Below are 22,017 nucleotides of genomic sequence, written 5' to 3' on the forward strand. Positions count from 1 at the left end.
TGAGTTAAATTCAACGTGGTGTCATTGTAAATTAAAACCGTCAAAGTTAATATCTGAAAATTGGCTGACACGGGCAAATGAGTGGCGCTGTGTTATCTGTGGTATCTGTGTTTTTTTGCCTTTATAAAGCAGGTTTTGACCCCATTTAACTCAAAATAAATCCGACAAAACTGCTATACTTTCTGTTTTTTTACAGTTGGTTTTGCTGATAAATTCTGACAAATATTATGATGACACACAGGTAACTTCATGCCCGCAACTTCTCACGACTCTGCTTTAGATTTGACCCTACACCCTGATTTTACCCTACGCTCACATGAGCGCATCGATGCGTTATCGCTTGATGTGCTGGTGAGCGAACATAACGCCACAGGCTTAATCCACTATCATCTTGCCCACCCGAGTGATGAAAATGCCTTTATGATTGGCTTTCGCACCCAGCCGATGACCGACCGTGGTGAGGCGCATATTTTGGAGCACACCAGTCTGTGTGGCTCTGAAAAATATCCCGTGCGCGACCCGTTTTTTAGCATGATTAAGCGCTCGCTCAATACGTTTATGAATGCGTTTACTGCGGCAGATTGGACGGCGTATCCGTTTGCCACCCAAAATCGTCAAGATTATTTTAATTTGTTGTCGGTGTACCTAGATGCGACATTTTTCCCAAGTTTAAATCCGCTCGATTTTGCCCAAGAAGGGATTCGCGTGGAGCTTGATGATGACGGCAAACCACAATATAAGGGCATTGTGTTTAATGAAATGAAAGGCGCGATGAGTGGCGAGATTGACCAGTTGTATCATACGCTGGCGCGTCATTTATTCCCCACTACCACTTATCACTACAATTCTGGCGGTGAGCCCGCTGCCATTACCGAGCTGACTCACGCTGATTTGGTCAAGTTTCATCAAAGTCACTATCACCCAAGCAATGCAGTGGTGATGAGCTTTGGCAATATCCCGGTGGCAGAGACCCAAGCCCGTATCCATGAGGATGCATTGGCGGTGGCAGGCAAAGCGTTTGCTAAAGGGCAAAAACACGCCTCACGACTCGAAAAATCATTGACCGCGCCAATCAGCGTGACGGACACTTACAGTGTCGATACGGTGAAACCCAAACAAACCCATCACGTCATGGCATGGTTATTACCATCGATTTTAGACGGTAAGCAGCGCCTGGCTATGCGACTACTGGAAGGCGTATTGGTTGAACATGCAGGTTCGCCGCTGCGGGCGTATCTCGATAGCCATCCGCTGGCATCTGCCCCAACGCCGCTACTGGGCTTGGATGACAGCCATTATCAGATGGTGTTTTATGCGGGTGTCCGTGGCTCCGAGCCTGAGCATGGCGATGCCATTGAGCAAGGGATTTTGGACTTACTCAAACAAGTGGCAGACCAGCCTGTGGACAGTGAAGCGATTGAAACCATTTTGCACCAAATCGAAATCGACCAACGTCATATCGGTGGCGATAGTATGCCATATGGTCTAAATTTGATGCTTGAAGGCTTTAGTACTGCTATCCACGACGGCGACCCCATGCATGTGTGGGATATCGATGAAAACTTAAACTGGCTACGTGAGCAAGTACAAAACCCTGATTTTATCGCCAATTTGATTCGCAGCTTTTTGCTCGACAATCCGCATCGCGTGCGCTTGACACTCATCCCTGATGCGAGCAAATCTGAGCAACAAGCCAAGGATGAGCAAGCCAAACTTGACACCATCGCAGCGGCACTGACCGATGACACCCGTAATGCACTCATCAGCCAAGCCAAAGCCCTTGCCGAACGCCAAGCTACGCCTGATGATGTGGATTTGCTACCCAAAGTGGGATTGGCGGATATTCCTGCCCAAATTCAATTTAAAACAGGTACAAAACGCGATATCACTTTAAGTGGTGTGCCAAGTACGTTGTATGAATATGAAGCAGGCACCAATGGTCTGTACTATTATCAAGTGATTATACCCCTAGAAGGTCATGAAGCGCTCATCAATCATCCAGATTTACCAACCTATCTGAGCTTGATCAGCGAAGTGGGCACGCGCAAACACGATGCCTTGGCATTTCAAGCGCGACAAGCACGCCATTCAAGCGGTGTGACTGTCAGAATCAGCCAGCGCACGTCACCTGATAATCCCGAAAAAATGGATAGCTTCTTGGTGGTCGCTACCCGCTCATTGTCACGTAAATTTGAAGCGATTGAGCTGCTTAAAGAAGTACTCAACGACACTATTTTTACTGAATATGCGCGGATGGAAGAGCTACTGACCCAAAAACAAATGGGCTGGCAATCGCGCCTTGCCAATGCAGGTCATGCGTATGCCATGCAAACAGCGAGCCGTAACACCAGTAAAATCGCCCGTCTTGAATATGTACGCGGTGGTTTGCCTGCATTAAATAGCTTAACTGAATTTTTGCAGCAAGCGGAGCAAGATAGCAGTGCATGGCAAAAGCTCGGAGAGCGCTTAGCCAGTTTGCATAGCTACATCAAAGCCTTGCCAAAACAAGCGCTTATCATCGCCGAAGCAGAGATATTACCGACGCTACAGCAAGCGATTAGTGAGAGCTGGCAAGCGCCTGTTGACGAGCCTACCGCTACCTTAATCGAATCGCCCATTACCACTGACGGTCGCGATATCGCGTGGCTTGCACAAACCAATGTATTTCATCATGCGCTTGTCTTTGATGCGGTGCCGACCAACCATCCCGATGCCCCTGCCTTGATGGTGCTGTCAAGCGTGCTACGCAACAACTATCTGCATCGTACCATTCGTGAGCAAGGCGGCGCGTATGGCGGCGGCGCCAGCTATGATAGTAACGCTTGCTCTTTCAAGTTTTATAGCTACCGTGACCCGCGTGACCAAGCCACGTTTGATGATTTTTTGGGTAGTATTGATTGGTTACTCGCGCAAACTACAGGCGAAAAAACCGATGCTTGGATTGAAGAAGCGATTTTAGGATTGATGGCAGGCATGGATAAGCCCGCAAGCCCGGCGGGTGAAGCGGTCAAGGCGCTGTTTGCTGAGTTACATGGTCGCGGCAAAGACTGGCAACAAGCAATGCGTGCCAAAATCTTGGCGGTCAGCCTTGATGACTTACAGCGGGTGACAACCACCTACCTCAAAGACAAGCCTTACACACGCGCAAGCCTTGCGCCGTTTGATAAAGCTGAACTCATGCAAAAAATGGGTTTTAAAGTGGAAAAGGTGATTTAATAATTTAAGTAGTGATACCATGTTAAATGGTAATATCATTGTAGGTCGGGTTAGTCCGTCTTTTATGGCGTAACCCGACAACTTCAAGGGTGACAGTCGTGTTATGCTGTCGCTAACACGACCTACAACGATATATTGAATTTTGTTTTATTACTTAATTATGGACAATTAGGCTAGATAATTCTCGCCTAGTTTGTTTTTATATACACTCGATTAAATTCATCAATCAAAACAGGCAATGCTTGTTGGTAATAATGTAACCAAGCCTGTTTAGCATTGCTACCCCCATAATTGTTAATAAAACCATCACATAGCGATTTTTCAATTAACGGTTCATTGATAAAATTCTCGTCAAGGCGATTAACTGCGGTAATGACTTCAAGTGTAGCCAATGCCTTTTTATCCAATTTTTCAAAATTATCTTGCCATTGATGCGTTTGAGCCAAATCGCTTTGTATCGTTGGAAAAATTGCTAATAAATTATCTTTTACAAACTGAACTTTATCAGCATAATCAGATGAAATTTTAGAGCAGCGGTGATAAAAATAGCCTGTGGCAGATACCGCAAAATTGGATAAAATAATTTGTTGGTCTAAAGAAGCAACTTGTGATTTATCAATCGGTTTTTCAAAATATGAATTGACAAGAATTTTTTCAATGTCAGAATTTTTTGACTCTGCATGACATGTCAAACCCATAAACAACATAAGTGCTAATATTAATTTTTTCATGATTAACATCACTTAATTCTAAACCACTACCAACTCAATTTTACCCAGTCCGTCAATTTGCGCCAGTATGGTATCGCCTTTGACCACCGCACCGACGCCCGCTGGCGTGCCTGTAAAAATCAAATCCCCTGCTTTGAGCTCAAAAAACTCAGATAAATTGGCAATGGTCTCTGCCACATTCCAGATTAACTGATTGATATTGCCTTGTTGTTTGGGCGCGCCATTCACCGCTAGTGAAATATTCGCTTGTTGTATCTCAGCAACGCTAGCAACGGGATAAATTTCGCCAATGGGTGCCGAATAGTCAAACGCCTTGCCAATCTCCCACGGGCGACCCGATTTTTTCATTTCGTTTTGCAAGTCGCGGCGCGTCATGTCGAGCCCCACGGCATAGCCAAAAATCAGCTCATGTGCCTGTGCTACACTCACATTGGCGCCATCTTTGCCAATCGCAACCACCAATTCTACTTCATAATGTAGCGCTTGCGTTTTAGTCGGATAAGGCAATTGGGCAACGCTATCGGGTCGAACCGCAATAATCGACTCGCTGTCACTGGCTTTACAGAAGAAAAATGGCGGCTCACGGTCTGGGTCACTACCCATTTCTCGGGCGTGGTCGGCATAGTTGCGCCCCACGCAATACACGCGGCGGACAGGAAAGGTTTGCTCAGATTGATGGATGGGCAGTGCCACCACTTGGCTGGGTGGAAAAATCGTATTCATGGTGATTCTACTTGGGTGGTTGGGTTATCAGATGATAGCTGGGTGATGGCGATATCAGTGACACGTTGGTCAGCGGCTAAATTGCTAGCAGGTTGCCACGCTTGCAAAAATTTATCATGGCGCAGGCTATTGTCTTGATTAGTGAACGATTGCAGATAGTCTCGGGTGGTGGACTCCCATTGCTCGCTTTGCTGCGCTGAAAATTGTCCCGTGAGTCGTTGGTAGCGCAAAAAAATCAGCCAAGTATTAAGCACATCACTTTCACAATAAGTAGTGAGCTTATCCCATGCCTCTGCTTGCACCATAGGCACCACATCATAGCCGTCCAACGCTTGCTTGCCTGCAAAGCCGCATAAGGATGCCACGACATCAAGTTTTTGCGACGTGCTATTCATGGCAAGCTTCACCATCAAATCGGTATGACGGTCATGATAGCGGTTGATATAGTTGTTGTATCTCATCTCACCGGTTTGGCTAAACAGCTTGGGCGCGGTTAGACCATGCTGTAACGCCCGATACACCATGACGGGTATATCAAAGCCCTTGCCATTCCAGCTCACCAACAACGGATTTTTTTCAATGGCATTAAAAAAGGTTTGAATCATTTGCGCTTCGCTATGGTCAGCCAGCGACAGCGATTTGAGGGTCATTTTGCCGCCCGCGACCCACAACACCGAAAGACAAGCGATTTGGTGCAAGGGCAGGGGCATAAAAGGATGCCCAACATCTTGCTCACGCAGTGCCATAAGCTTGGTCATGGCATCGTTATCCGATAACCCAGCCAACTCAGGGTATAGCCGCTTGCCTGTGGCAACATCGGGTATGGTTTCGATATCAAATACTAAAATCGGCGCTGGCGTAGCCATAATACTTCCTTGTTAGTTTCTGCTTTAGGTTATTGGGTATTAAGCGTCATCTTTAACACCAAACAACCCTGTTGATAGATAACGATCGCCACGGTCACAGACGATAAATGCAATCACCGCATCCGGGTGTTCTTTAGCGATTTGGTACGCTGCCCACGCCGCACCACCGGATGATACCCCCGCAAAAATCCCTTCTTCGCGGGCAAGCTTACGCATAAACACTTCCGCATCGTGCTGATCGATGTCCATCACCCTATCCACCAAACTTGGCTCAAAAATCTTTGGTAAATAGGCGGCTGGCCATCGGCGAATCCCGGCGATATTAGCGCCTTCAGCAGGTTGTAAACCGATAATTTGCACATTTGGGTTTTGTTCTTTTAGGTATTTGGACACGCCCATGATGGTGCCTGTGGTTCCCATTGAGCTAATAAAGTGGGTAATTGTGCCATTCGTTTGCTGCCAAATCTCAGGACCTGTGGTCAGATAATGGGCTTGTTTGTTGTCAGGGTTGTTAAACTGGTCGAGTACGATGCCTTTGCCTTCTGCCTGCATTTGCTGGGCAAGGTCGCGTGCCGACTCCATGTTATCGACTTCAATCAGTGTCGCCCCATATGCTGCCATCGCGTCTTTACGCTCTTGGGTAGAGTTGCTAGGCATAATCAGCGTCATGGCATAGCCGCGCATTGCCGCGACCATGGCTAGGGCGATGCCTGTATTGCCACTGGTGGCCTCAATGATGGTGTCGCCTGGCTTGATAGTGCCACGCAGTTCCGCTTGATAAAACATATTAAACGCAGGGCGGTCTTTCACTGAGCCCGCTGGATTGTTACCTTCAAGTTTGGCAAGCAGGGTGGCTGTGCCTTGGTCGGTTTGCGGTGCAAATCGCGCCAGCTTGACCAGTGGCGTATGTCCAATGCAGTCATTGAGCGTGCTGATTTCAGTGATGAAATTATTGTGGGTCATAAGACAACCTTAGTTTTTGGCCATGAACGTTTGATAATACGAATTTTGCGCAGACGCATTTAGTCTAGCTTATAGATTAGCTAGCGTTGATTAGTTTTTTTAACAGTAAATTTTTTGGATTGCGCGCGTAGTTTAGCAAAATTCGTATCACCCGTCAGTGGCGAATCATGATTATTGTGCCAGCCATTTTTCCACCGCTACCTCATCTGATTTTATCTCGATTTTTTACTGGGGTATACACTTGTCAAAAATTTACTTGCGACAAAAACCCTAGCGGCACAAGCAAAATTGGCTAAAATCCTATAAAATAAAACGCTATACCCCAAAACCCTGATAAAAAATCAGATGCCTAAATTAGGCTGATGCAAGGCTAGCAATGTGAGCAAACGATTTCACTTGGATTTCTCCACCGCTTATGGACAGTTGATACTGTTGGTGTTTTTGCCGATTAGCGTACTCGCGTTGACGGGTGGTTTTTTGGTGTTATCAGATACCAGCCGTGCTGCGCGTACCATTCAGCAATCAACCGCGGATAATTTGCTGCTGACTCTGCAGCCAGTCGCCGCTTCTATGCAGACGAATCTGCTTAAAATCAACCAAGCGCTATCTGCAACTAGCACTCAGCCTAATAGCAATAATGGCTCAAATAAAGCTGAGCTGTCGCCCAAAGAATTGGCGACACTGCAAGACAATGTGAAATTTGCCCTACAAAATGCCATCAACAACAAACACTTGCAAGGCGTAGCGATTGTCAACGAACAAAGTAAAGTGTTGGTCAGTTTTGGTGATTTGTCACAACAGCCCAATCCGCGCTTGTTGCCTTTTTTGGGACGCCACCTTGAGGCGCAAAGCAATACGCAGCAAACTTATTTGCTGACACAGCTCAACGCCCAATCCAACAGCCTGTTTAATAGCAAGGGTAGTAGTTTATTTGGTCGAAAATTGGTACTAAGCCCGCCCGCCAATGCGACTGCCCCACTACCGACCTTGTGGCTTATTGTCAATATTGATAATGAGCCGCTACAAGTGGCTCGCTATCAAGTGATGTTAGCGTTAGCGATTACCGGACTCTTTACCATTTTGCTGCTGCTATTGACCACCCATATATATGCTAGACGCTGGATTGCGCCGATTTATGAGATGCGGTTACATTTGCAGCGCACCAACGCCAACAACCTGTATAAACCGATGACCATCAACGCCAGCGGTGAAATCAACCAACTGCAACAGGATTTGGTCAAGACCTTAAGACGTCTGCACAAAAGTTTCCAAGAACTCAAAAATCACGCCGAACAGACCGAAGATGATTTGCGATTGGCTTTTGACGAGATGGAAATGCAGAACATCTCAATTCGCAATGCGCGTGATGCCGCGGTTTCAGCCAGTCAAACCAAATCGGCATTTTTAGCCAATATCAGTCACGAATTACGCACCCCACTTAACAGTATTGATGGCTTTATCAACCTATTATCCCGTCATGGCGGCTTAAACGCCGAGCAAGACTTGTACGTGCAAACGATTCGTAAGTCTTCTGCGCACCTATTAGCACTGGTCAATGACGTACTTGATTTTTCTAAGATTGAAGCCGGTAAATTGGTACTAGATAGTCATGAATTTGACCTGTATGCCAGTATCTACGATGTGGTGGATATGCTATCGCCACTGGCGGCAGAGAAAGATTTACGCCTGGCGGTGTTCTTCTATGACGATGTACCGCATTATCTGGTGGGGGATGCGTTACGCACCAAGCAGGTTTTGACCAATCTTGTTAACAACGCCATCAAATTTACCGATGATGGCGAGGTCATTGTGCGGGTCAGTCTGGATGATGACATCGATGATTTAATTCGTATCAGTGTGCAAGACACAGGGCGCGGGATTTCGCCTGAGCATCAAAAAGTGCTGTTCCAAAGTTTTTCGCAAGGCGATCCTTCGATTACTCGCCAGTACGGCGGTACGGGGCTAGGGTTGGTGATTTCAAAACAGCTTACCTATCTGATGGGCGGCAATATTGGTTTTTATGACAACGCCACTGAGCAAGCGGGTGATGCGAGCCAATCGCACAAAATCAAAGGCACGACGTTTTGGTTTACTTTGCCGATGAGCATCAGTAACCAAGAGCAGCAGCGGCTGCTTATCCATGACCCCATTTGGCAGTTACCTGCCATCGTCGCGCCAAAAAGCGATGCCGGTTATGTGGCGGCTGATACCACTACTGCGGTAAATATTTTGGTTTGGATTGACCATCCTGCAAGCTTACAGGTGTTAAAAGGCTCGCTGCGTGAATTGCCGATTGCCATTACTACCGCAAGCACGCTAGCCAGCCTACTTGAATCGCTCAAAGAAACAGGCAATCATTGGGATTGGGTCATTGTGGACAATGGCACCACTGAGGATACCACGTCGCTGCTCAAACAAGTACGCTTACATTATGCCGGTAAATTGCTACTATTTGGCTATCAAGTCAATCTTGAGCCAGAATTGTTGTCGCGTTACCAAGCACAAGCCTTGTATCAGCCGCTCGATCGTCGCCAGCTTTATCAGCTGCTCGATAGTAATTCTGCCAGCAGCCAAGAGCCCACACTGCCGCAGTGGCATGGCTTTACTGTGCTTGCCGTGGATGACCATCTGCCCAATTTATTGGTACTAGAAGCGTTATTGGCTGAGCTGAGCATTAATGTGGTGACGGTTAATAGTGGGTTTGACGCCATTGAATACATCACCACCCACCAGTCACAAAGCGATACCGCCGTGGATTTGATTTTTATGGACATTCAAATGCCAAGAATGTCAGGCAGTGAAGCCGCCATCCAAATCCGTAAGGTTGAAACGCAAGCAGGACATAAACATATTCCGATTATTGCCCTGACCGCGCATAGTCTATCGGATGAACGCGATAAATTATTGGCATCTGGGATTGACGATTATGTGGGCAAACCAATCAGTCAAGCCCAGTTATTGCAAATCCTGCAACGCTGGTTGGGTAAACACAGCACGTCCGTGTCCGCTGATGTTACTTTTGACTCAACCGCTGATGTGGCTTCTGACAAATCTGCTATCAACTCACCCATCTCGGCGCGCTCGATAGCGTCTGGGGCAAATAACCTGCGTACTGCAACTATCACCCCCAAAGAGAGTGGCGTATTTGCTCATACGCCATCAGCAGCCTCAACGACTACCACCGATGACAACGCTAATCTGCCAAGCCTACCATCGGTCAGCAGCCAGCATAGCGCTGAGTCACTAGCAAGTCTTGCGGTCATTGATTGGGATGATGCGGTGATGCGGGTAGCAGGTAAGCCTGATTTGGCAGCCAATTTAATTACCCTGCTGATTGAATCAATTGAGCAGGAAAAAAGTGACTTGCAGCAGGCTTGGCAGCGCCACGACAGGCAAGCCTTGTCTCACGTCGCGCATCGAATTTTAGGGGCGAGTCGTTATACGGGCGTACCACAGCTACGCCAAGCCAGCCAAAATCTTGAAGACAAGTGCTTGCTAAATATCAACAATAGCTCGCCTGCGCAATTTGCCATTTTGGCGCCTTATTATGAGCAAATGCTACAAGCGCTCGATAACTTGGCACAGGCTGATTTGAGTCAATTCCCTGCGCTCAAATATGCCCAGCTCAAAGAAAACGATATGACTTGGAAGATAATTTGATGCCCATCACCACAATGCTGCCTAGGTTTGGCACACTTGCTATTTCACGTTACCTTTCTTAAACGTATCGTCTGATATCGCCTCTTGTGCCAAACCAACAAAATCAGTAAAGTGAGATTAATGATTGCAAATCTTCGCGTTTCGCAACATTTTTTTAAGTGTATTGGGTTGGTCAAATTTTAAGGATGCGTATGTCGGTTTTGTCGGTATCGAAAATATTGCCGGGTGTAGGGTTTTTGCCATTTTCTAAGCGTGCTACTGCTTTGTCTTTAGCGCAGCGTATCAACGCTGCAAACGATAACCTTGTGCCCGATGTGCGGTTGGAACTTAGCGGCGATGATAGCGTCATTGTTTGGCTGACACGGATCGACAAGCGCAATGCGTTAAGTTTTGCGTTGATGGATAAACTCATTGATTTAGCCCACCTGCTCGCCAGTTGGACGGACGTGCGGGCGGTGATTTTGGCAGGTGAAGGTAAAAGCTTTTCTACCGGCATTGATTTGGCGGATTTAAACAACCCAAAAAACCTAAAACAGGTCGCTTGGGAGCTTATCAAACCGTTCCAAAGTAAATTTCAAAAAGTGTGCCTTGTGTGGCGAGAATTGCCGATGCCTGTCGTCAGTGTATTGCATGGACATTGCCTTGGCGCAGGGCTACAGTTGGCACTGGCGACCGATATCCGTATCGCCACAGCGGATTGCCAATTTGCCATTATGGAAGCCAAATGGGGACTGGTAGCGGATATGGGACTGACCCAGTCTGCGATGGGGGTGCTACGCGCGGACATCGTCAAGGAGTTAGCAATGACCGCACGGATTTTTGACGGTCAGCAAGCCTTTGACTATGGTGTGGTCAGCCATCTAAGCGATACACCGATGGCAGTTGCGAAGAATTTGGTCACAGAATTAAGCAATCGCTCCCCCGATGCTGTCTTGGCGAGCAAACGCATCATCAATGCCATGTATCACACGCCTGCAACAACTTTGTATCAAGAAAAACTGTGGCAAATCAAATTACTGCTGGGACAAAACCGCAAGCTTGCCGTCAAAAAAGCCAAGGATGAAACCGTCAAATTTATTGGGCGTCAATTTAACTAATTTAACCCATGGCTTAATTGACCTTGGTGAGTGCCATCATGCTAAGACCCCTGTTCAAACGTCGTCTTATTTTTTTAGCCAGCCTGTTTTTGGTATGTATGGCGATTTTGTTTTTTATCGCATGGTGGGGTCGTCTGCCTGTCAACACGGGCAAATCCAGCACCTATCAAACTGCCGTCATTACCAAAGACCATCAAAAAACGGTGGCAACGGATATGCCACCTGATGAGCCCTCCAGCCGTTTTCGCCAATTTGGCTCGCAAAGCATGGCCGATGGCATCGCAGAGTTGGTTAAAAGCAATCCACAAAAAACGGGCGTTTATCCCTTGCCTGATGGCATGGATGCGTTTGCCGCACGTATGCTGCTCATTAGCACCGCAGAAAAAACGCTAGATGTGCAGTATTATATTTGGAATAACGACATCACTGGCAATTTGATGTTCCAAGCCATCAAAGAAGCGGCAGAGCGCGGTGTGCGCGTGCGATTATTAATAGATGACAACAATACCCGTGGTCTCGACCCAACGCTGTGGGTACTCAATGAACACCCCAATATTGAAGTAAGATTGATGAACCCCAATCGTTTTCGCTCGTGGCGCTGGCTAGGGTTTGTGGGCGATTTTGAGCGGCTCAATCATCGTATGCACAACAAATCCATCACCGCTGATAGCCAAATCACCATCACAGGCGGGCGCAATATCGGGGATGAGTATTTTTCTTTAAACCAAGAGATGGTATTTTCTGACCTAGATGTGCTGATGGTTGGGCATATTGTGCCGCAGATGTCACAAGCGTTTGACCAATATTGGAACCATAAACTGGCTTTTCCTATCACCGATTTGGTCAAAAAACCTGAGCCATCTGCCCTAAACCAAGTGTTCACCCCAAAAACCCAAAAAGCTGATAAACCTGCGTCGCAACAACTCGACCCTGTGCTAAAGCTGAAAAACGACTATCTAAAGCGCTTGGTGGCAATCGACTTCGTCAACCAAATCAAAAAACAAAAATTGCCGCTCTACTGGGCAAGCGTCCAGCTATTGACGGACAATCCTGACAAACTGGGTAGCAAAGCCAATACCCAAGGGTTAGACATCAACCAAAGCTTAGGTAAAATCAGCCGTGAACTCAATTTAATCTCTGCGTATTTTGTGCCCACGGAGCAAGGCAAAGACTATTTTATCAACCTTGCAAAAAAAGGCGTAGCGGTGAATATTTTGACCAATGCCATGAGCGCTACCGATGTCAAGCTCGTGCATTCTGGCTATGCCAAACACCGCAAAGACTTACTCAAAGCTGGGGTCAAGCTATATGAACTAAAGCCCAATGCCATCAAAGACAATCTGCGTGATTCATACTTGACGGGAAGCTCTGCCACCAGCTTGCATGCCAAAACGTTTGAAAGCGATGGTGAAAAGGTGTATATCGGCTCGTTCAACTTTGATCCGCGTTCAGCCTTGACCAATACCGAACTTGGCGTTGCCATCGCCCACCCTGTCCTTGCCAACAAAATCCGCAATGAATTTTTGCAAGCCTTGCCAACAACCAGCTACACCTTGTCGCTCAAAGATGACAATATTCAGTGGTCAACGCTCGAGAACGGTCAAATCGTCACCTATGATGAAGAGCCACAAACCAAGCCTTGGCAGCGTACATTAGTATGGATGCTATCGCACCTGCCGCTTGAAAAATTTTTATAAGCTGTCATTATTATGAACTGTAGCGTTAGCCAATGTGCTTAGCGCAATTGGCTATCCTTACTACCACGGCGATTAAATAGCTCAACTTTTTGCTGATGCTGTTCTAGCGATTGTTGACAACGCACGCACAAGTGCACCCCAGGCATCGCAAGACGCCGTGCTTCAGGGATTGGGGCATCGCACTCCTCACAATGAGTTAGACTCTCACCCTGTGGCAATGCCCGTTTTGCCCGTTCAATCGCATCATTAATAGTCGCTTCAATTTGCTCGTTTTCTGCGCCATCCGCAGCCCAACCACTTGCCATATTTTTCCTTAGATTTTAATAGGTTAACCATAATAATATGGTAGTGGTTTTGTCAAATTTCAATAGCGTATTAACGCCGTCATCGCGCCATTTTATTGTGGCTGTAAATCAATCACCTGACCTTTGATACCTGCCGCTTCATCACTCATCAAGGCAACATACGCACTCATCAAGTCTTCGGGCGCAAGCAAGGTGTTGGGGTTTTCGCTCGGATAGGCAGCAGCCCGCATTTGGGTACGCGTGGCACCGGGATTGATGCAGTTAAAGCGCAGGGTGGTGGTTTTTTGGGTTTCTTGGGTGAAAATATCGCTCATCCCCTCTACCGCCAATTTTGACAGCGCATACGCCCCCCAAAACGCGCGTGGACGGCTGCCGACACTACTAGAGGTAAACACCACTGAGCCACTTTGCGCAGATTTGAGTAGCGGTAGCAAAGCTTGGGTAAGGGTAAAGGTGGCATTAAAATTGACTTTCATCACTTGCTCAAAAATAATCGGGTCATACATTTCAAGTGGGGTCAATACACCGAGCAACCCTGCATTGTGTAAAACACCGTCTAAATGCCCGACTTCACGCTCAATCAAAATCGCCAATTGCTGCATTTCTGTGTAGCTTGCGCTCTCTAGATTCATCAGTAACATGGCAGGCTGTGCACCGCCTTCTGCTTCAATTAGGTCATATACAGCTTCAAGCTTGCTCGCGGTTTTGCCGAGTAGTAGCACGGTCGCGCCATATTTTGCATAGCTTAGCGCTGCTGCTTTACCGATGCCATCACCTGCCCCTGTGACCAAAATATTTTTACCTTTTAGACAATCGGCAGGTGGGATAAAGTTACGGATATCATCATGGGTTGCTAAAGTCATAGTTTCCTCAAAATTTTTCTCAAAAGCTCGCTAAAAAATTCCCTAAAAATCGGGCAAATTGTTAACACCTTGTCTATGCATCAAGCGCCTAGTTGCTTGTTTAAGTGTCCGCTAAAGCATCCGTCCAATCGCCCAGCAAAGCGGTCAATTCAGCGACGCTATGGATTATGTTATCTGCACCCCAACTGCCCAAATCCGCTTGGTCTTCAGGGGGAATGTAGCCATAAGCTGCCAAAATCGTGCGCATATTCGCCGCATTGCCCGCTTGAATGTCACGGATATGGTCACCGACATACACACAATTTTCAGGCTGTAGCTGACGCCCGAGTTGTTCGTTCAACCGCGCTACTGCCAAATACATGGGCTCTGGGTCAGGTTTGGTATGTTTGACATCATCAGGGCATACCAGTACCGCACAGCGCTCAGTTAGCTCAAGTTTCTCTAACAAATTTTCCGCCAAATAACGCGGCTTATTGGTGACAATGCCCCATACAATACCACGTGATTCCAAGTTTTTTAGCAGCGAATCAAGCCCATCAAACAAGCGGCTATCGACACAGATATCGGCCTCATAGGTGTCCAAAAACTCTTGCCGATAAGCCAACAAGGTTGGGTCATCCTCAGTCACATCGGCAAGCTCGCCAAACATTAGCTTGACCATCGCTCTGGCGCCTGCAGAAACTTGCTCGCGAATGGCGGTATCACTGGGCGCTGGGTGCTGGTGTTTGGCGCACATCACCTTAATAATCCGGATAAAATCAGGTGCCGTATCAATCAAGGTACCATCAAGGTCAAACAATACGGCTTGGCATTTTTCAGTCATTTTTTGCTCAAATCAACGATTAATATTTAAGTAAAGCCAACTACTGAGGCTTATATACCGCCATCATGTAGTTAACGTCAACATTTTGTGCCAGCCAATAGTGCTTGATAAGTGGATTGTAATGTAAGCCAATTAAATCTTGACGTTTGCAGCCTGCACGCTGGGCAAAGCGATCTAGCTCGGCTGGGGTGATGAATTTTTCATAATCATGTGTGCCGCGTGGCAACAAGCGTAATAAGTATTCAGCGCCAATCACCGCAAACAGGTAGGATTTTGGGTTGCGATTGATGGTCGATAGTACCAATACGCCATTGGGTTTGAGCAGGGTAAAACAAGCATTGATAATGGACTGTGGGTCTGGCACGTGCTCGAGCATTTCCATACAAGTCACCACATCAAACTCACCAGCGTGCGCTTTGGCAAAATCTTCTACAGCAACACAAGCAAAATCAATCGCTTGGCTAGTTTGCTCGGCATGGATTTGTGCTGCCTTGATGTTGGCTTCTCCCAAATCAATACCCGTCACCGTGGCGCCTCGCACTGCCATGCTATGCGACAAAATACCACCACCACAGCCGACATCTAACACTTTTTTGCCTGTTAAGCCTGATTGCTGGCGGGCGATGGTTTGCTGTTCAATCCAGTTTAAGCGTAGCGGATTGATTTGGTGCAAGGTGGCAAACGCGCCTGATTTGTCCCACCATTCATTGGCAAGGTCGGTGAATTTTTGTACTTCTTGTAAGTCGACGTTTTGCTGTAGGTTCGGTTGTGTCATGATGATAGTTCCGTTTGATTTTTACTTCGCTATTTTTTTAATTCGATACTTTTTACTTTAATAGCGTTACTTCAATAGCATGTTATCGCGCTTTTTGAAATGCGGTTGCTTGCTAACCACAATGGCTATCAAAAATAGCCTTATTCTAACAGTTTTTAGCCCATTCGCTGTAGAATTTATGTGGCAGGCTGATAGCGTAAAATTGTAGGATAAATTTGTGGGGTAAAATAGCTTATTGCTGCATAATCTCATAACCTTCCAACTTTAAATATGACTGATAAATTAAACTTAAAAAAGTATGCTTTTTTATTTAGAAAATTTAATTAACATATTGCTTATTTTTTTCACCAGTGTAGTTTTTTTTAGTTTACAAAGTATTACACTTAGGCACGTCCTTAATTTATGATAGTATAACGCGCAGATATTTTTGTATTTTGAGCCCTGCTAGCAAGCGATTTTCTATAACATACTATAAGATATGAGCCGTGCTAGACCCTATGATTTGACTGTTAATGAGGCAACCATGAAAAAATTAGCAATGACCGCAATCGCCGCTGCAATCGGCTTGACCAGTTTATCAACCCAAGCTGCAGATTTTGTAGCGGGTCAAGACTATAAAGTACTTGCAAACCCAGAGAAAATTGAAGGCAATAAAATCATTGTTCGTGAATTTTTTTGGTATGGTTGCCCACACTGCTACAAATTAGAACCTTACATGGCACAGTGGTCAAAAAAATTGCCAGCTGATGTGGTGTTTATGCAGACGCCAGCTGCGATGAACCCTGTGTGGGAACAAAACGCGCGCGGTTTTTATGCCGCACAGTTATTAGGTTATCAAGGCAAAACCCACCAAGCGATGTTTGACGCCATTCAAAAAGACCGCCAAAAATTGTTTGACCAAGCCTCGATTGGTCAATGGTACGCATCAAAAGGCGTGGATATCAATAAATTTAACAGCATGTACAATTCTTTTGCGGTGAATACCCGTATCGCGCGTTCAAAAGATGCGGCGCAGCGCTTCCAACTGTCAGGGGTGCCTGCGGTTGTCGTTGATGGAAAATACGTTGTGGAGGGTGAGGATGGTAAAGTGCCACAAGTAGTTAACTATCTCATCAATAAAGCTCGTGCTGAGCGTGGTGGTAAATAATCCGCCAGCCATTTGCTGAGCATCAATGGTTTTAGCCTAGATGGTTTTAGCTTAAATAGTAAAAAAGCCGTTTCAATGAATTAACGTTGAAACGGCTTTTTTATGGTAGTTAATAAAACCTAGTGGTCGGCTGGCGTGCCGCCTTGTGCCACAATCCAATTTTCTAGCTGTTTGGTTTTTTCATCCAATAGCATTTTATCACCGCTTGCTTCGACATTGAGACGAATCAGTGGCTCTGTGTTAGAAGCGCGGACGTTAAAGCGCCAGCGTGGAAAATTGACTGACAAGCCATCGAGTTTATCAAGGGTCGCCGTTTGGCTATCAAATTGTTGGTAGCTATCTTCAAGTTTTGCCAACACCGCGGGCGCAGTGATACCGTCTAATTTAAAGTTAATCTCACCTGAGATGGGAAAAGCGGCAATCATCTCATCAACCAGTTGCGACAGTTTTTTTGGCGCTTCTGTTTTGCCTGCTTTTGACAGCAATTCAATCACCAATAACCAAGGAATCATGCCACTATCACAGTAGTTAAAATCGCGAAAATAATGATGCGCAGACATCTCACCGCCATACACTGCATTGTTTTCACGCATGACTTGTTTGATAAAAGAATGCCCTGACTTACTGATGGTCGCTTTGCCACCGGCCGCCGCGATGACGCTTTCGGTATTTAAGATATTGCGCGGGTCATAGACAATCGCCTCGGCAGGATTTTTATCCAAGAAAGCTTTGGCAAGCACCCCCACTACATAAGTGCCCTCCAAAAATCGGGCGTTTTCATCAAAGAAAAAACAGCGGTCAAAATCGCCATCAAACGCAATCGCTAAGTCCGCTTTCTCTGCCAACAGCGTGTCTGCCGTCACTTTACGGTTGGCAATAATCATGGGGTTGGGAATACCATTGGGAAAACTGCCGTCAGGCGCATGATTGATTTTGATAAAATTAATAGGCGCGTTGGCAGCTTGTAGACGCTGCTCAAGCAAATCAATCGTTGGCGCAGCACTACCATTACCACAGTTAACAACCACTGTCAAAGGTCGTAACGCGTTGACGTCAATATAGCTTATCAGGTGGTCGATATAGGCGGTTTTGTCTTCTTTTAACTGATACTCGCCTTTACTGGCTGCCGCTTTGAACGCGCCTTTTTCTGCGATTTGTTGAATGTCTGCCAAGCCGGTATCCGCGCTAATGGGTTTTGACTGTTCACGCACCAATTTTAGCCCGTTATAATTGATGGGGTTGTGACTGGCGGTTACTTCAATACCACCAATCGCGCCATAGTGGCTGGTGGCAAAATACACCTCTTCAGTGCCTGTCATGCCCAAATCAATCACATCGATGCCCGCATCTAATATGCCTTGAATGGTGGCTTTTTTAAGGGCTTCACTACTGGGCCGAATGTCACAGCCAATCACAATCGCTGGTTTTTGCTGATTTGATAGCGATGCACTTAAAAATTGGGCGAAAGCACGTCCGATACGGTAGGCGATGTCCTCGTCAAGGTTTTTACCGAGTTCACCGCGGATATCATAGGCTTTAAAAGACGAAATTGTGATGGGAGAAAAATCATTCATATACGTGGCTCATGGGATTAAGAATTAAGAATGTCATTCAATTAACTGTTAATTATTCACAATCAGTTATTCACTGGCAATGATCAGCTATCACCAAACACATCGCGGCTATACACTTTTGTCTTGACGTGCGCTAATTCGGGATGTAATCGGTTCGCGACAATCACATCGCTCGTTTCCAAAAAACTCGCTAAATCATTGACTACGGGACAATCCATAAACTGCGGTGACGACAGACTGGGCTCATAGATTTGTACATCAATGGCATGTTGTTTGAGCAGTTCAATAATGTCCAAAATTGCAGAATCTCTAAAGTTATCGGCATCTTTTTTCATGCTCAAGCGGTACACACCCACGGTATTAGGCTGCTTGGCGATAATTTGACGGGCAACAAAGCGTTTGCGGGTATTGTTGGCATCCACCACCGCATGAATCACATTGGCAGGAATCCCTTCATAATTGGCTTTGAGCTGTTGAGTATCTTTGGGTAGACAGTAGCCACCATAGCCAAATGATGGGTTGTTGTAATGCATGCCAATCCGTGGGTCTAAGCTCACACCGGTGATAATCGACTCACTATCAAGCCCCATGCTTTCGGCAAAGCTATCTAACTCGTTAAAAAATGCAATGCGTGTGGCAAGGTAGCTGTTGGCAAATAGTTTGACCGCCTCTGCCTCGGTTGGCGGCATAATTTGGCTTGGGGTGTGGTTTTGTTCGCTGGCAGTTTGGTATTGGACGATTAGTTGGTGACAAACATCTTGCAGCGCGGGCACATGGTTTATATCACAGCCAACGATAATACGTGACGGATGCAGGTTGTCATATAACGCTTTGCCCTCCCGCAAAAACTCCGGCATAAACAAAATACGCGTATCAAACTTTGCCTGCATATCACGGGTAAATCCAATCGGCACAGTCGATTTGATCACAATCGGTACTTGTGCGTTGTGAGCGCGTACGGTTTGAATACTGGCTTCCACCGATGAGGTATCGAATTTGCCAGTGGCAACATCGTAGTTGGTCGGTGTGGCAATAATCACCAAATCTGCGGTTGAAAAATCCGCCTCACTTACCAACTGCGCTGTTAAATTTAGTGACTGGGTTGCCAAGAACTGCGCAATCAACGCATCGTCAATCGGCGACGCTTGCTGTTGTAATTGGGCAATTTTTTTGGCATCGATATCGACCAAGGTGACTTGGTTAGCAAGTTTAGGCTGGGCTAATAAGACAGCATTGGACAGACCGACATAGCCTGCCCCAATGACAAAGATGGTTGTAATCATGGGTGATGGAACCTTACAAATCGCAGCAAAAATTAGCGAAGCCGTCGCTTATTTTCAGCATTGATATTTCTTATATTTTTAAATTAGGTAAGTTTGTGCCAATATCACTATAGTTTGACAAAATGGCATAGCAATGACAACGATTATTTTGCCGCATCTGTGTTTTAGGCATCTGTATTTAAAGCCTCTGTATTTTAGGCATCTAGACTGTCAAGGCAAATACTTACCAATGGACTTAGATTGCCATGTCAAATGCGCTAAAATAGCTAGATCAATTATATTGTGAATTTTTCATCATTTACTATCAATCACCCTTTAGAGATAACGATGCAACCAACTTCCAATTTTGCCGACCTCATTGCCTTAATGGCACGACTGCGCCAAGACTGCCCTTGGGATAAAAAACAAACCAACGATAGCCTCATTCCCTACGCCCTAGAAGAAACCTATGAGCTCGTCGAAGCCATACAATCGGGCGACATTGACGACATTAAGGGTGAGCTTGGCGATGTGCTGCTACAAGTGGTTTTTCACGCTTGTTTATACCAAGAGCAGCAGCAGTTTGATATCAGTGAGGTGATTTTCACCTTACAACAAAAACTCATTCGCCGTCACCCGCATGTGTTCGACAAAGAAAATCTAAAAACCGATGAAGATGTCAAAAAACGCTGGGATGAAATCAAAGCCTTGGAAAATGCCGAAAAAGCCAAACAGGGTAAACTGGTAAACCATCGCCGCACCCTTGATGCGGTCAAGGCAGGCTCAGCGTTAATGCAAGCGCAACAACTACAAAAAACTGCCAATAAAGTCGGTTTTGATTGGGATGTGGTGTCGGGTGCGGTGGACAAATTGGATGAAGAAGTGGCAGAGCTCAAAGAAATCTTACCAATCGATGGTCAAAAACCGACGCCTGAGCAAAAAGCGCTGCTAGAAAAAGAACTGGGGGATTGTTTTTTTGCCCTAGTTAACATTGCCCGCAAACTGGGCATTGATAGCGAAAAAGCGACTTTGACCACCGTGCATAAATTTCGCTATCGTTTTGGCTTTATTGAAGATGAGCTCGCTAAAATGGGTAAAACCCCTGAAACTGCTAGCTTAGCAGAAATGGATAACTTGTGGGATTTGGCAAAGTTAAAGGAAAAACATGACAAACCTTAATGACTTAAAGCCACTATTATTAAATCTGAACACTAATGGAAAAAGGTATAGCCTATTACTATTCTTCATTGGTGCGACTTATTCGCTTTCACTGCTACTACCCGCTATCGATTTTTCTACTATGAGCGGGGGCATTTTGCCTGGAATTGCGGTTGTTCTTTTTGGGACAATCTACTCACCTTTCGCCCTTATAAAAGGTTACTATGGAATATTAGCCATATATGCCAATTTTATATTTCTGTTTCTATTTATCAAAATACTCACTCAAACAAATCACGCAAATTTTTTGATGGTATCATTAGCTTTATTTATGTTAGTGTTAAGCGGATTTAGTTTTTCTCAATCATACCAAGTCCATTATATGTCAAGTGGGAAAATAGTTGTTTGGGGGATTGGGGCGGTATTTTGGTTTTTCAGCTTGTTTGCATTGGCTGCTTTGATTTTTTATCAGTATTTTAAGGGAAAAACCCCAAACCCAATGTATTTTATTGCCATGTTAATGATATGGTTAAGCGTGGCATTTAGTTTGCGTTATTATCAGTATCACTATATTGCGGAAGAATATAATCAAAAAGGCGCATTTCAGTGGTCTATTGTGTTTATTTCTCAAGCCCCATTCTTGGCAAAAACCAAAAAAGCAATACAAGAAGATTTAGGTTTCAATAATGATTAGCCGATGGTTAAAAAACGTTTTGCTTACCAATGCTTTTGTAGTTTACTGTGGCATTGCTTATGCCCAACCAATTTGTACCCCAACCTTGACGCCCGAGCAGGCTTTTTTGGCGGTGACAAATTTGACGGGTACTAACGCTGGTGCCACAAAACCCTCTGCAAATGGCCTTGCCAATTCACCCACAGTGATTAATATCAATACCGCCAGTGAAGCACAGCTTACACAGCTTGATGGTATCGGTGCTAAAAAAGCGCAGCAAATTATTTTATACCGGCAAATGATAGCGCCGTTTGCCACGGCAGATGACCTAGCCAACGTCAAAGGTATCGGCAAAGCGACTGTCGATAAAAATCGCCACCGCATCACCACCCAATAGTGATAGCAAAGCATGGGCAATCATCACCAGCCTATTCTTATTTTATACACTGTGTACTAGCAAGCAAACCATCTCATCCTGTAGCGC

18 protein-coding genes are annotated in these 22,017 nt (G+C 45.7%); 8 read left to right on the forward strand and 10 right to left on the reverse strand.

The features are described 5' to 3' along the window. The first annotated feature begins 249 nt into the window (after positions 1–249). A complete protein-coding gene (locus RTL34_RS07775) occupies positions 250–3,216 on the forward strand; it encodes an insulinase family protein (protein WP_312115977.1) in 2,967 nt (988 codons plus the stop codon). A gap of 188 nt (positions 3,217–3,404) precedes the next feature. Here the strand turns inward: RTL34_RS07775 and RTL34_RS07780 are convergent, their stop codons facing one another. The 4 genes from RTL34_RS07780 to cysM are packed head-to-tail and all read right to left on the reverse strand — an operon-like array spanning position 3,405 to position 6,499. After that, on the reverse strand, positions 3,405–3,947 hold the full coding sequence (locus RTL34_RS07780) for a hypothetical protein (RefSeq protein WP_286130675.1): 543 nt from the start codon (positions 3,945–3,947) through the stop codon (positions 3,405–3,407). 18 nt (positions 3,948–3,965) lie between these two features. Beyond that, entirely contained in the window at positions 3,966–4,670 is a 705-nt protein-coding gene (locus RTL34_RS07785) for a fumarylacetoacetate hydrolase family protein (RefSeq protein ID WP_312115979.1), read from the reverse strand. Further along, entirely contained in the window at positions 4,667–5,536 is an 870-nt protein-coding gene (locus tag RTL34_RS07790; RefSeq protein WP_138018195.1) for a 3'-5' exonuclease, read from the reverse strand. Before RTL34_RS07790 ends, RTL34_RS07785 begins: the two co-directional genes overlap by 4 nt. Before the next feature lie 39 nt (positions 5,537–5,575). Beyond that, a complete protein-coding gene (cysM, locus tag RTL34_RS07795; protein ID WP_312115981.1) occupies positions 5,576–6,499 on the reverse strand; it encodes a cysteine synthase CysM in 924 nt (307 codons plus the stop codon). A gap of 378 nt (positions 6,500–6,877) precedes the next feature. On the opposite strand from cysM, the gene RTL34_RS07800 reads away from it, so the two are divergent. From RTL34_RS07800 to RTL34_RS07810, 3 genes are all read left to right on the forward strand, one after another. Further along, a complete protein-coding gene (locus RTL34_RS07800) occupies positions 6,878–10,159 on the forward strand; it encodes an ATP-binding protein (RefSeq protein ID WP_312115982.1) in 3,282 nt (1,093 codons plus the stop codon). A 191-nt stretch (positions 10,160–10,350) separates the two neighbouring features. Next, entirely contained in the window at positions 10,351–11,256 is a 906-nt protein-coding gene (locus RTL34_RS07805; RefSeq protein ID WP_312115984.1) for a crotonase/enoyl-CoA hydratase family protein, read from the forward strand. A gap of 38 nt (positions 11,257–11,294) precedes the next feature. Then, the gene (locus RTL34_RS07810) at positions 11,295–12,953 is read left to right on the forward strand and encodes a phospholipase D family protein (RefSeq protein WP_312115985.1); all 1,659 of its coding nucleotides are present in this window, start codon (positions 11,295–11,297) and stop codon (positions 12,951–12,953) included. A 38-nt stretch (positions 12,954–12,991) separates the two neighbouring features. Here RTL34_RS07810 and RTL34_RS07815 read toward each other — a convergent pair whose 3' ends face one another. The 4 genes from RTL34_RS07815 to ubiG all read right to left on the reverse strand — a co-directional run bounded on the left by RTL34_RS07815 (position 12,992) and on the right by ubiG (position 15,719). Further along, a complete protein-coding gene (locus RTL34_RS07815) occupies positions 12,992–13,258 on the reverse strand; it encodes a DksA/TraR family C4-type zinc finger protein (protein WP_050325275.1) in 267 nt (88 codons plus the stop codon). 92 nt (positions 13,259–13,350) lie between these two features. Further along, positions 13,351–14,121 (reverse strand): YciK family oxidoreductase, encoded by a 771-nt coding sequence (locus tag RTL34_RS07820; protein ID WP_062333231.1) that lies wholly within the window; start codon positions 14,119–14,121, stop codon positions 13,351–13,353. A gap of 100 nt (positions 14,122–14,221) precedes the next feature. Continuing rightward, positions 14,222–14,944 carry an HAD family hydrolase gene (locus tag RTL34_RS07825; protein ID WP_100274291.1) on the reverse strand — a complete coding sequence of 241 codons (723 nt, stop codon included), beginning with the start codon at positions 14,942–14,944 and terminating at the stop codon, positions 14,222–14,224. 40 nt (positions 14,945–14,984) lie between these two features. Beyond that, positions 14,985–15,719: a bifunctional 2-polyprenyl-6-hydroxyphenol methylase/3-demethylubiquinol 3-O-methyltransferase UbiG gene (gene ubiG / locus RTL34_RS07830; RefSeq protein WP_007116237.1), complete on the reverse strand. Its 735-nt coding sequence runs from the start codon at positions 15,717–15,719 to the stop codon at positions 14,985–14,987. Between the two features lie 523 nt (positions 15,720–16,242). On the opposite strand from ubiG, the gene RTL34_RS07835 reads away from it, so the two are divergent. Further along, the gene (locus RTL34_RS07835; protein WP_040403627.1) at positions 16,243–16,866 is read left to right on the forward strand and encodes a thiol:disulfide interchange protein DsbA/DsbL; all 624 of its coding nucleotides are present in this window, start codon (positions 16,243–16,245) and stop codon (positions 16,864–16,866) included. A 119-nt stretch (positions 16,867–16,985) separates the two neighbouring features. Here RTL34_RS07835 and RTL34_RS07840 read toward each other — a convergent pair whose 3' ends face one another. Both RTL34_RS07840 and RTL34_RS07845 read right to left on the reverse strand, forming a co-directional pair. Continuing rightward, on the reverse strand, positions 16,986–18,440 hold the full coding sequence (locus RTL34_RS07840; RefSeq protein WP_312115989.1) for a phosphohexomutase domain-containing protein: 1,455 nt from the start codon (positions 18,438–18,440) through the stop codon (positions 16,986–16,988). Positions 18,441–18,523: 83 nt separating this feature from the next. Further along, complete coding sequence (locus RTL34_RS07845; protein WP_312115990.1) at positions 18,524–19,723, reverse strand: nucleotide sugar dehydrogenase; 1,200 nt, start codon at positions 19,721–19,723, stop codon at positions 18,524–18,526. 327 nt (positions 19,724–20,050) lie between these two features. On the opposite strand from RTL34_RS07845, the gene mazG reads away from it, so the two are divergent. From mazG to RTL34_RS07860, 3 genes are read left to right on the forward strand one after another with little or no spacing between them, the layout of a single operon-like run. Next, positions 20,051–20,881, forward strand: a complete 831-nt coding sequence (gene mazG / locus RTL34_RS07850) for a nucleoside triphosphate pyrophosphohydrolase (protein ID WP_312115991.1) — start codon at positions 20,051–20,053, stop codon at positions 20,879–20,881. Then, complete coding sequence (locus RTL34_RS07855; RefSeq protein ID WP_050325281.1) at positions 20,868–21,554, forward strand: hypothetical protein; 687 nt, start codon at positions 20,868–20,870, stop codon at positions 21,552–21,554. The genes mazG and RTL34_RS07855 overlap by 14 nt, the downstream gene beginning before the upstream one ends. Beyond that, positions 21,547–21,930 carry a ComEA family DNA-binding protein gene (locus RTL34_RS07860; RefSeq protein WP_312115993.1) on the forward strand — a complete coding sequence of 128 codons (384 nt, stop codon included), beginning with the start codon at positions 21,547–21,549 and terminating at the stop codon, positions 21,928–21,930. Before RTL34_RS07855 ends, RTL34_RS07860 begins: the two co-directional genes overlap by 8 nt. Positions 21,931–22,017: the final 87 nt, after the last annotated feature.

The organism is Moraxella sp. CTOTU47915 (genome assembly GCF_031986685.1).
GTDB lineage: Bacteria > Pseudomonadota > Gammaproteobacteria > Pseudomonadales > Moraxellaceae > Faucicola > Faucicola tetraodonis.

Excerpts from the sequence above, each read along its gene's own strand:
- mazG (WP_312115991.1), top strand. The coding sequence starts at position 20,051 with ATGCAACCAACTTCCAATTTTGCCGACCTCATTGCCTTAATGGCACGA.
- RTL34_RS07860 (WP_312115993.1), top strand. The coding sequence starts at position 21,547 with ATGATTAGCCGATGGTTAAAAAACGTTTTGCTTACCAATGCTTTTGTA.
- RTL34_RS07790 (WP_138018195.1), bottom strand. The coding sequence starts at position 5,536 with ATGGCTACGCCAGCGCCGATTTTAGTATTTGATATCGAAACCATACCC.
- RTL34_RS07805 (WP_312115984.1), top strand. The coding sequence starts at position 10,351 with ATGTCGGTTTTGTCGGTATCGAAAATATTGCCGGGTGTAGGGTTTTTG.
- RTL34_RS07825 (WP_100274291.1), bottom strand. The coding sequence starts at position 14,944 with ATGACTGAAAAATGCCAAGCCGTATTGTTTGACCTTGATGGTACCTTG.
- RTL34_RS07835 (WP_040403627.1), top strand. The coding sequence starts at position 16,243 with ATGAAAAAATTAGCAATGACCGCAATCGCCGCTGCAATCGGCTTGACC.
- RTL34_RS07775 (WP_312115977.1), top strand. The coding sequence starts at position 250 with ATGCCCGCAACTTCTCACGACTCTGCTTTAGATTTGACCCTACACCCT.
- RTL34_RS07845 (WP_312115990.1), bottom strand. The coding sequence starts at position 19,723 with ATGATTACAACCATCTTTGTCATTGGGGCAGGCTATGTCGGTCTGTCC.
- RTL34_RS07820 (WP_062333231.1), bottom strand. The coding sequence starts at position 14,121 with ATGACTTTAGCAACCCATGATGATATCCGTAACTTTATCCCACCTGCC.
- RTL34_RS07815 (WP_050325275.1), bottom strand. The coding sequence starts at position 13,258 with ATGGCAAGTGGTTGGGCTGCGGATGGCGCAGAAAACGAGCAAATTGAA.
- RTL34_RS07855 (WP_050325281.1), top strand. The coding sequence starts at position 20,868 with ATGACAAACCTTAATGACTTAAAGCCACTATTATTAAATCTGAACACT.
- RTL34_RS07785 (WP_312115979.1), bottom strand. The coding sequence starts at position 4,670 with ATGAATACGATTTTTCCACCCAGCCAAGTGGTGGCACTGCCCATCCAT.
- RTL34_RS07780 (WP_286130675.1), bottom strand. The coding sequence starts at position 3,947 with ATGAAAAAATTAATATTAGCACTTATGTTGTTTATGGGTTTGACATGT.
- RTL34_RS07810 (WP_312115985.1), top strand. The coding sequence starts at position 11,295 with ATGCTAAGACCCCTGTTCAAACGTCGTCTTATTTTTTTAGCCAGCCTG.
- ubiG (WP_007116237.1), bottom strand. The coding sequence starts at position 15,719 with ATGACACAACCGAACCTACAGCAAAACGTCGACTTACAAGAAGTACAA.
- RTL34_RS07840 (WP_312115989.1), bottom strand. The coding sequence starts at position 18,440 with ATGAATGATTTTTCTCCCATCACAATTTCGTCTTTTAAAGCCTATGAT.
- cysM (WP_312115981.1), bottom strand. The coding sequence starts at position 6,499 with ATGACCCACAATAATTTCATCACTGAAATCAGCACGCTCAATGACTGC.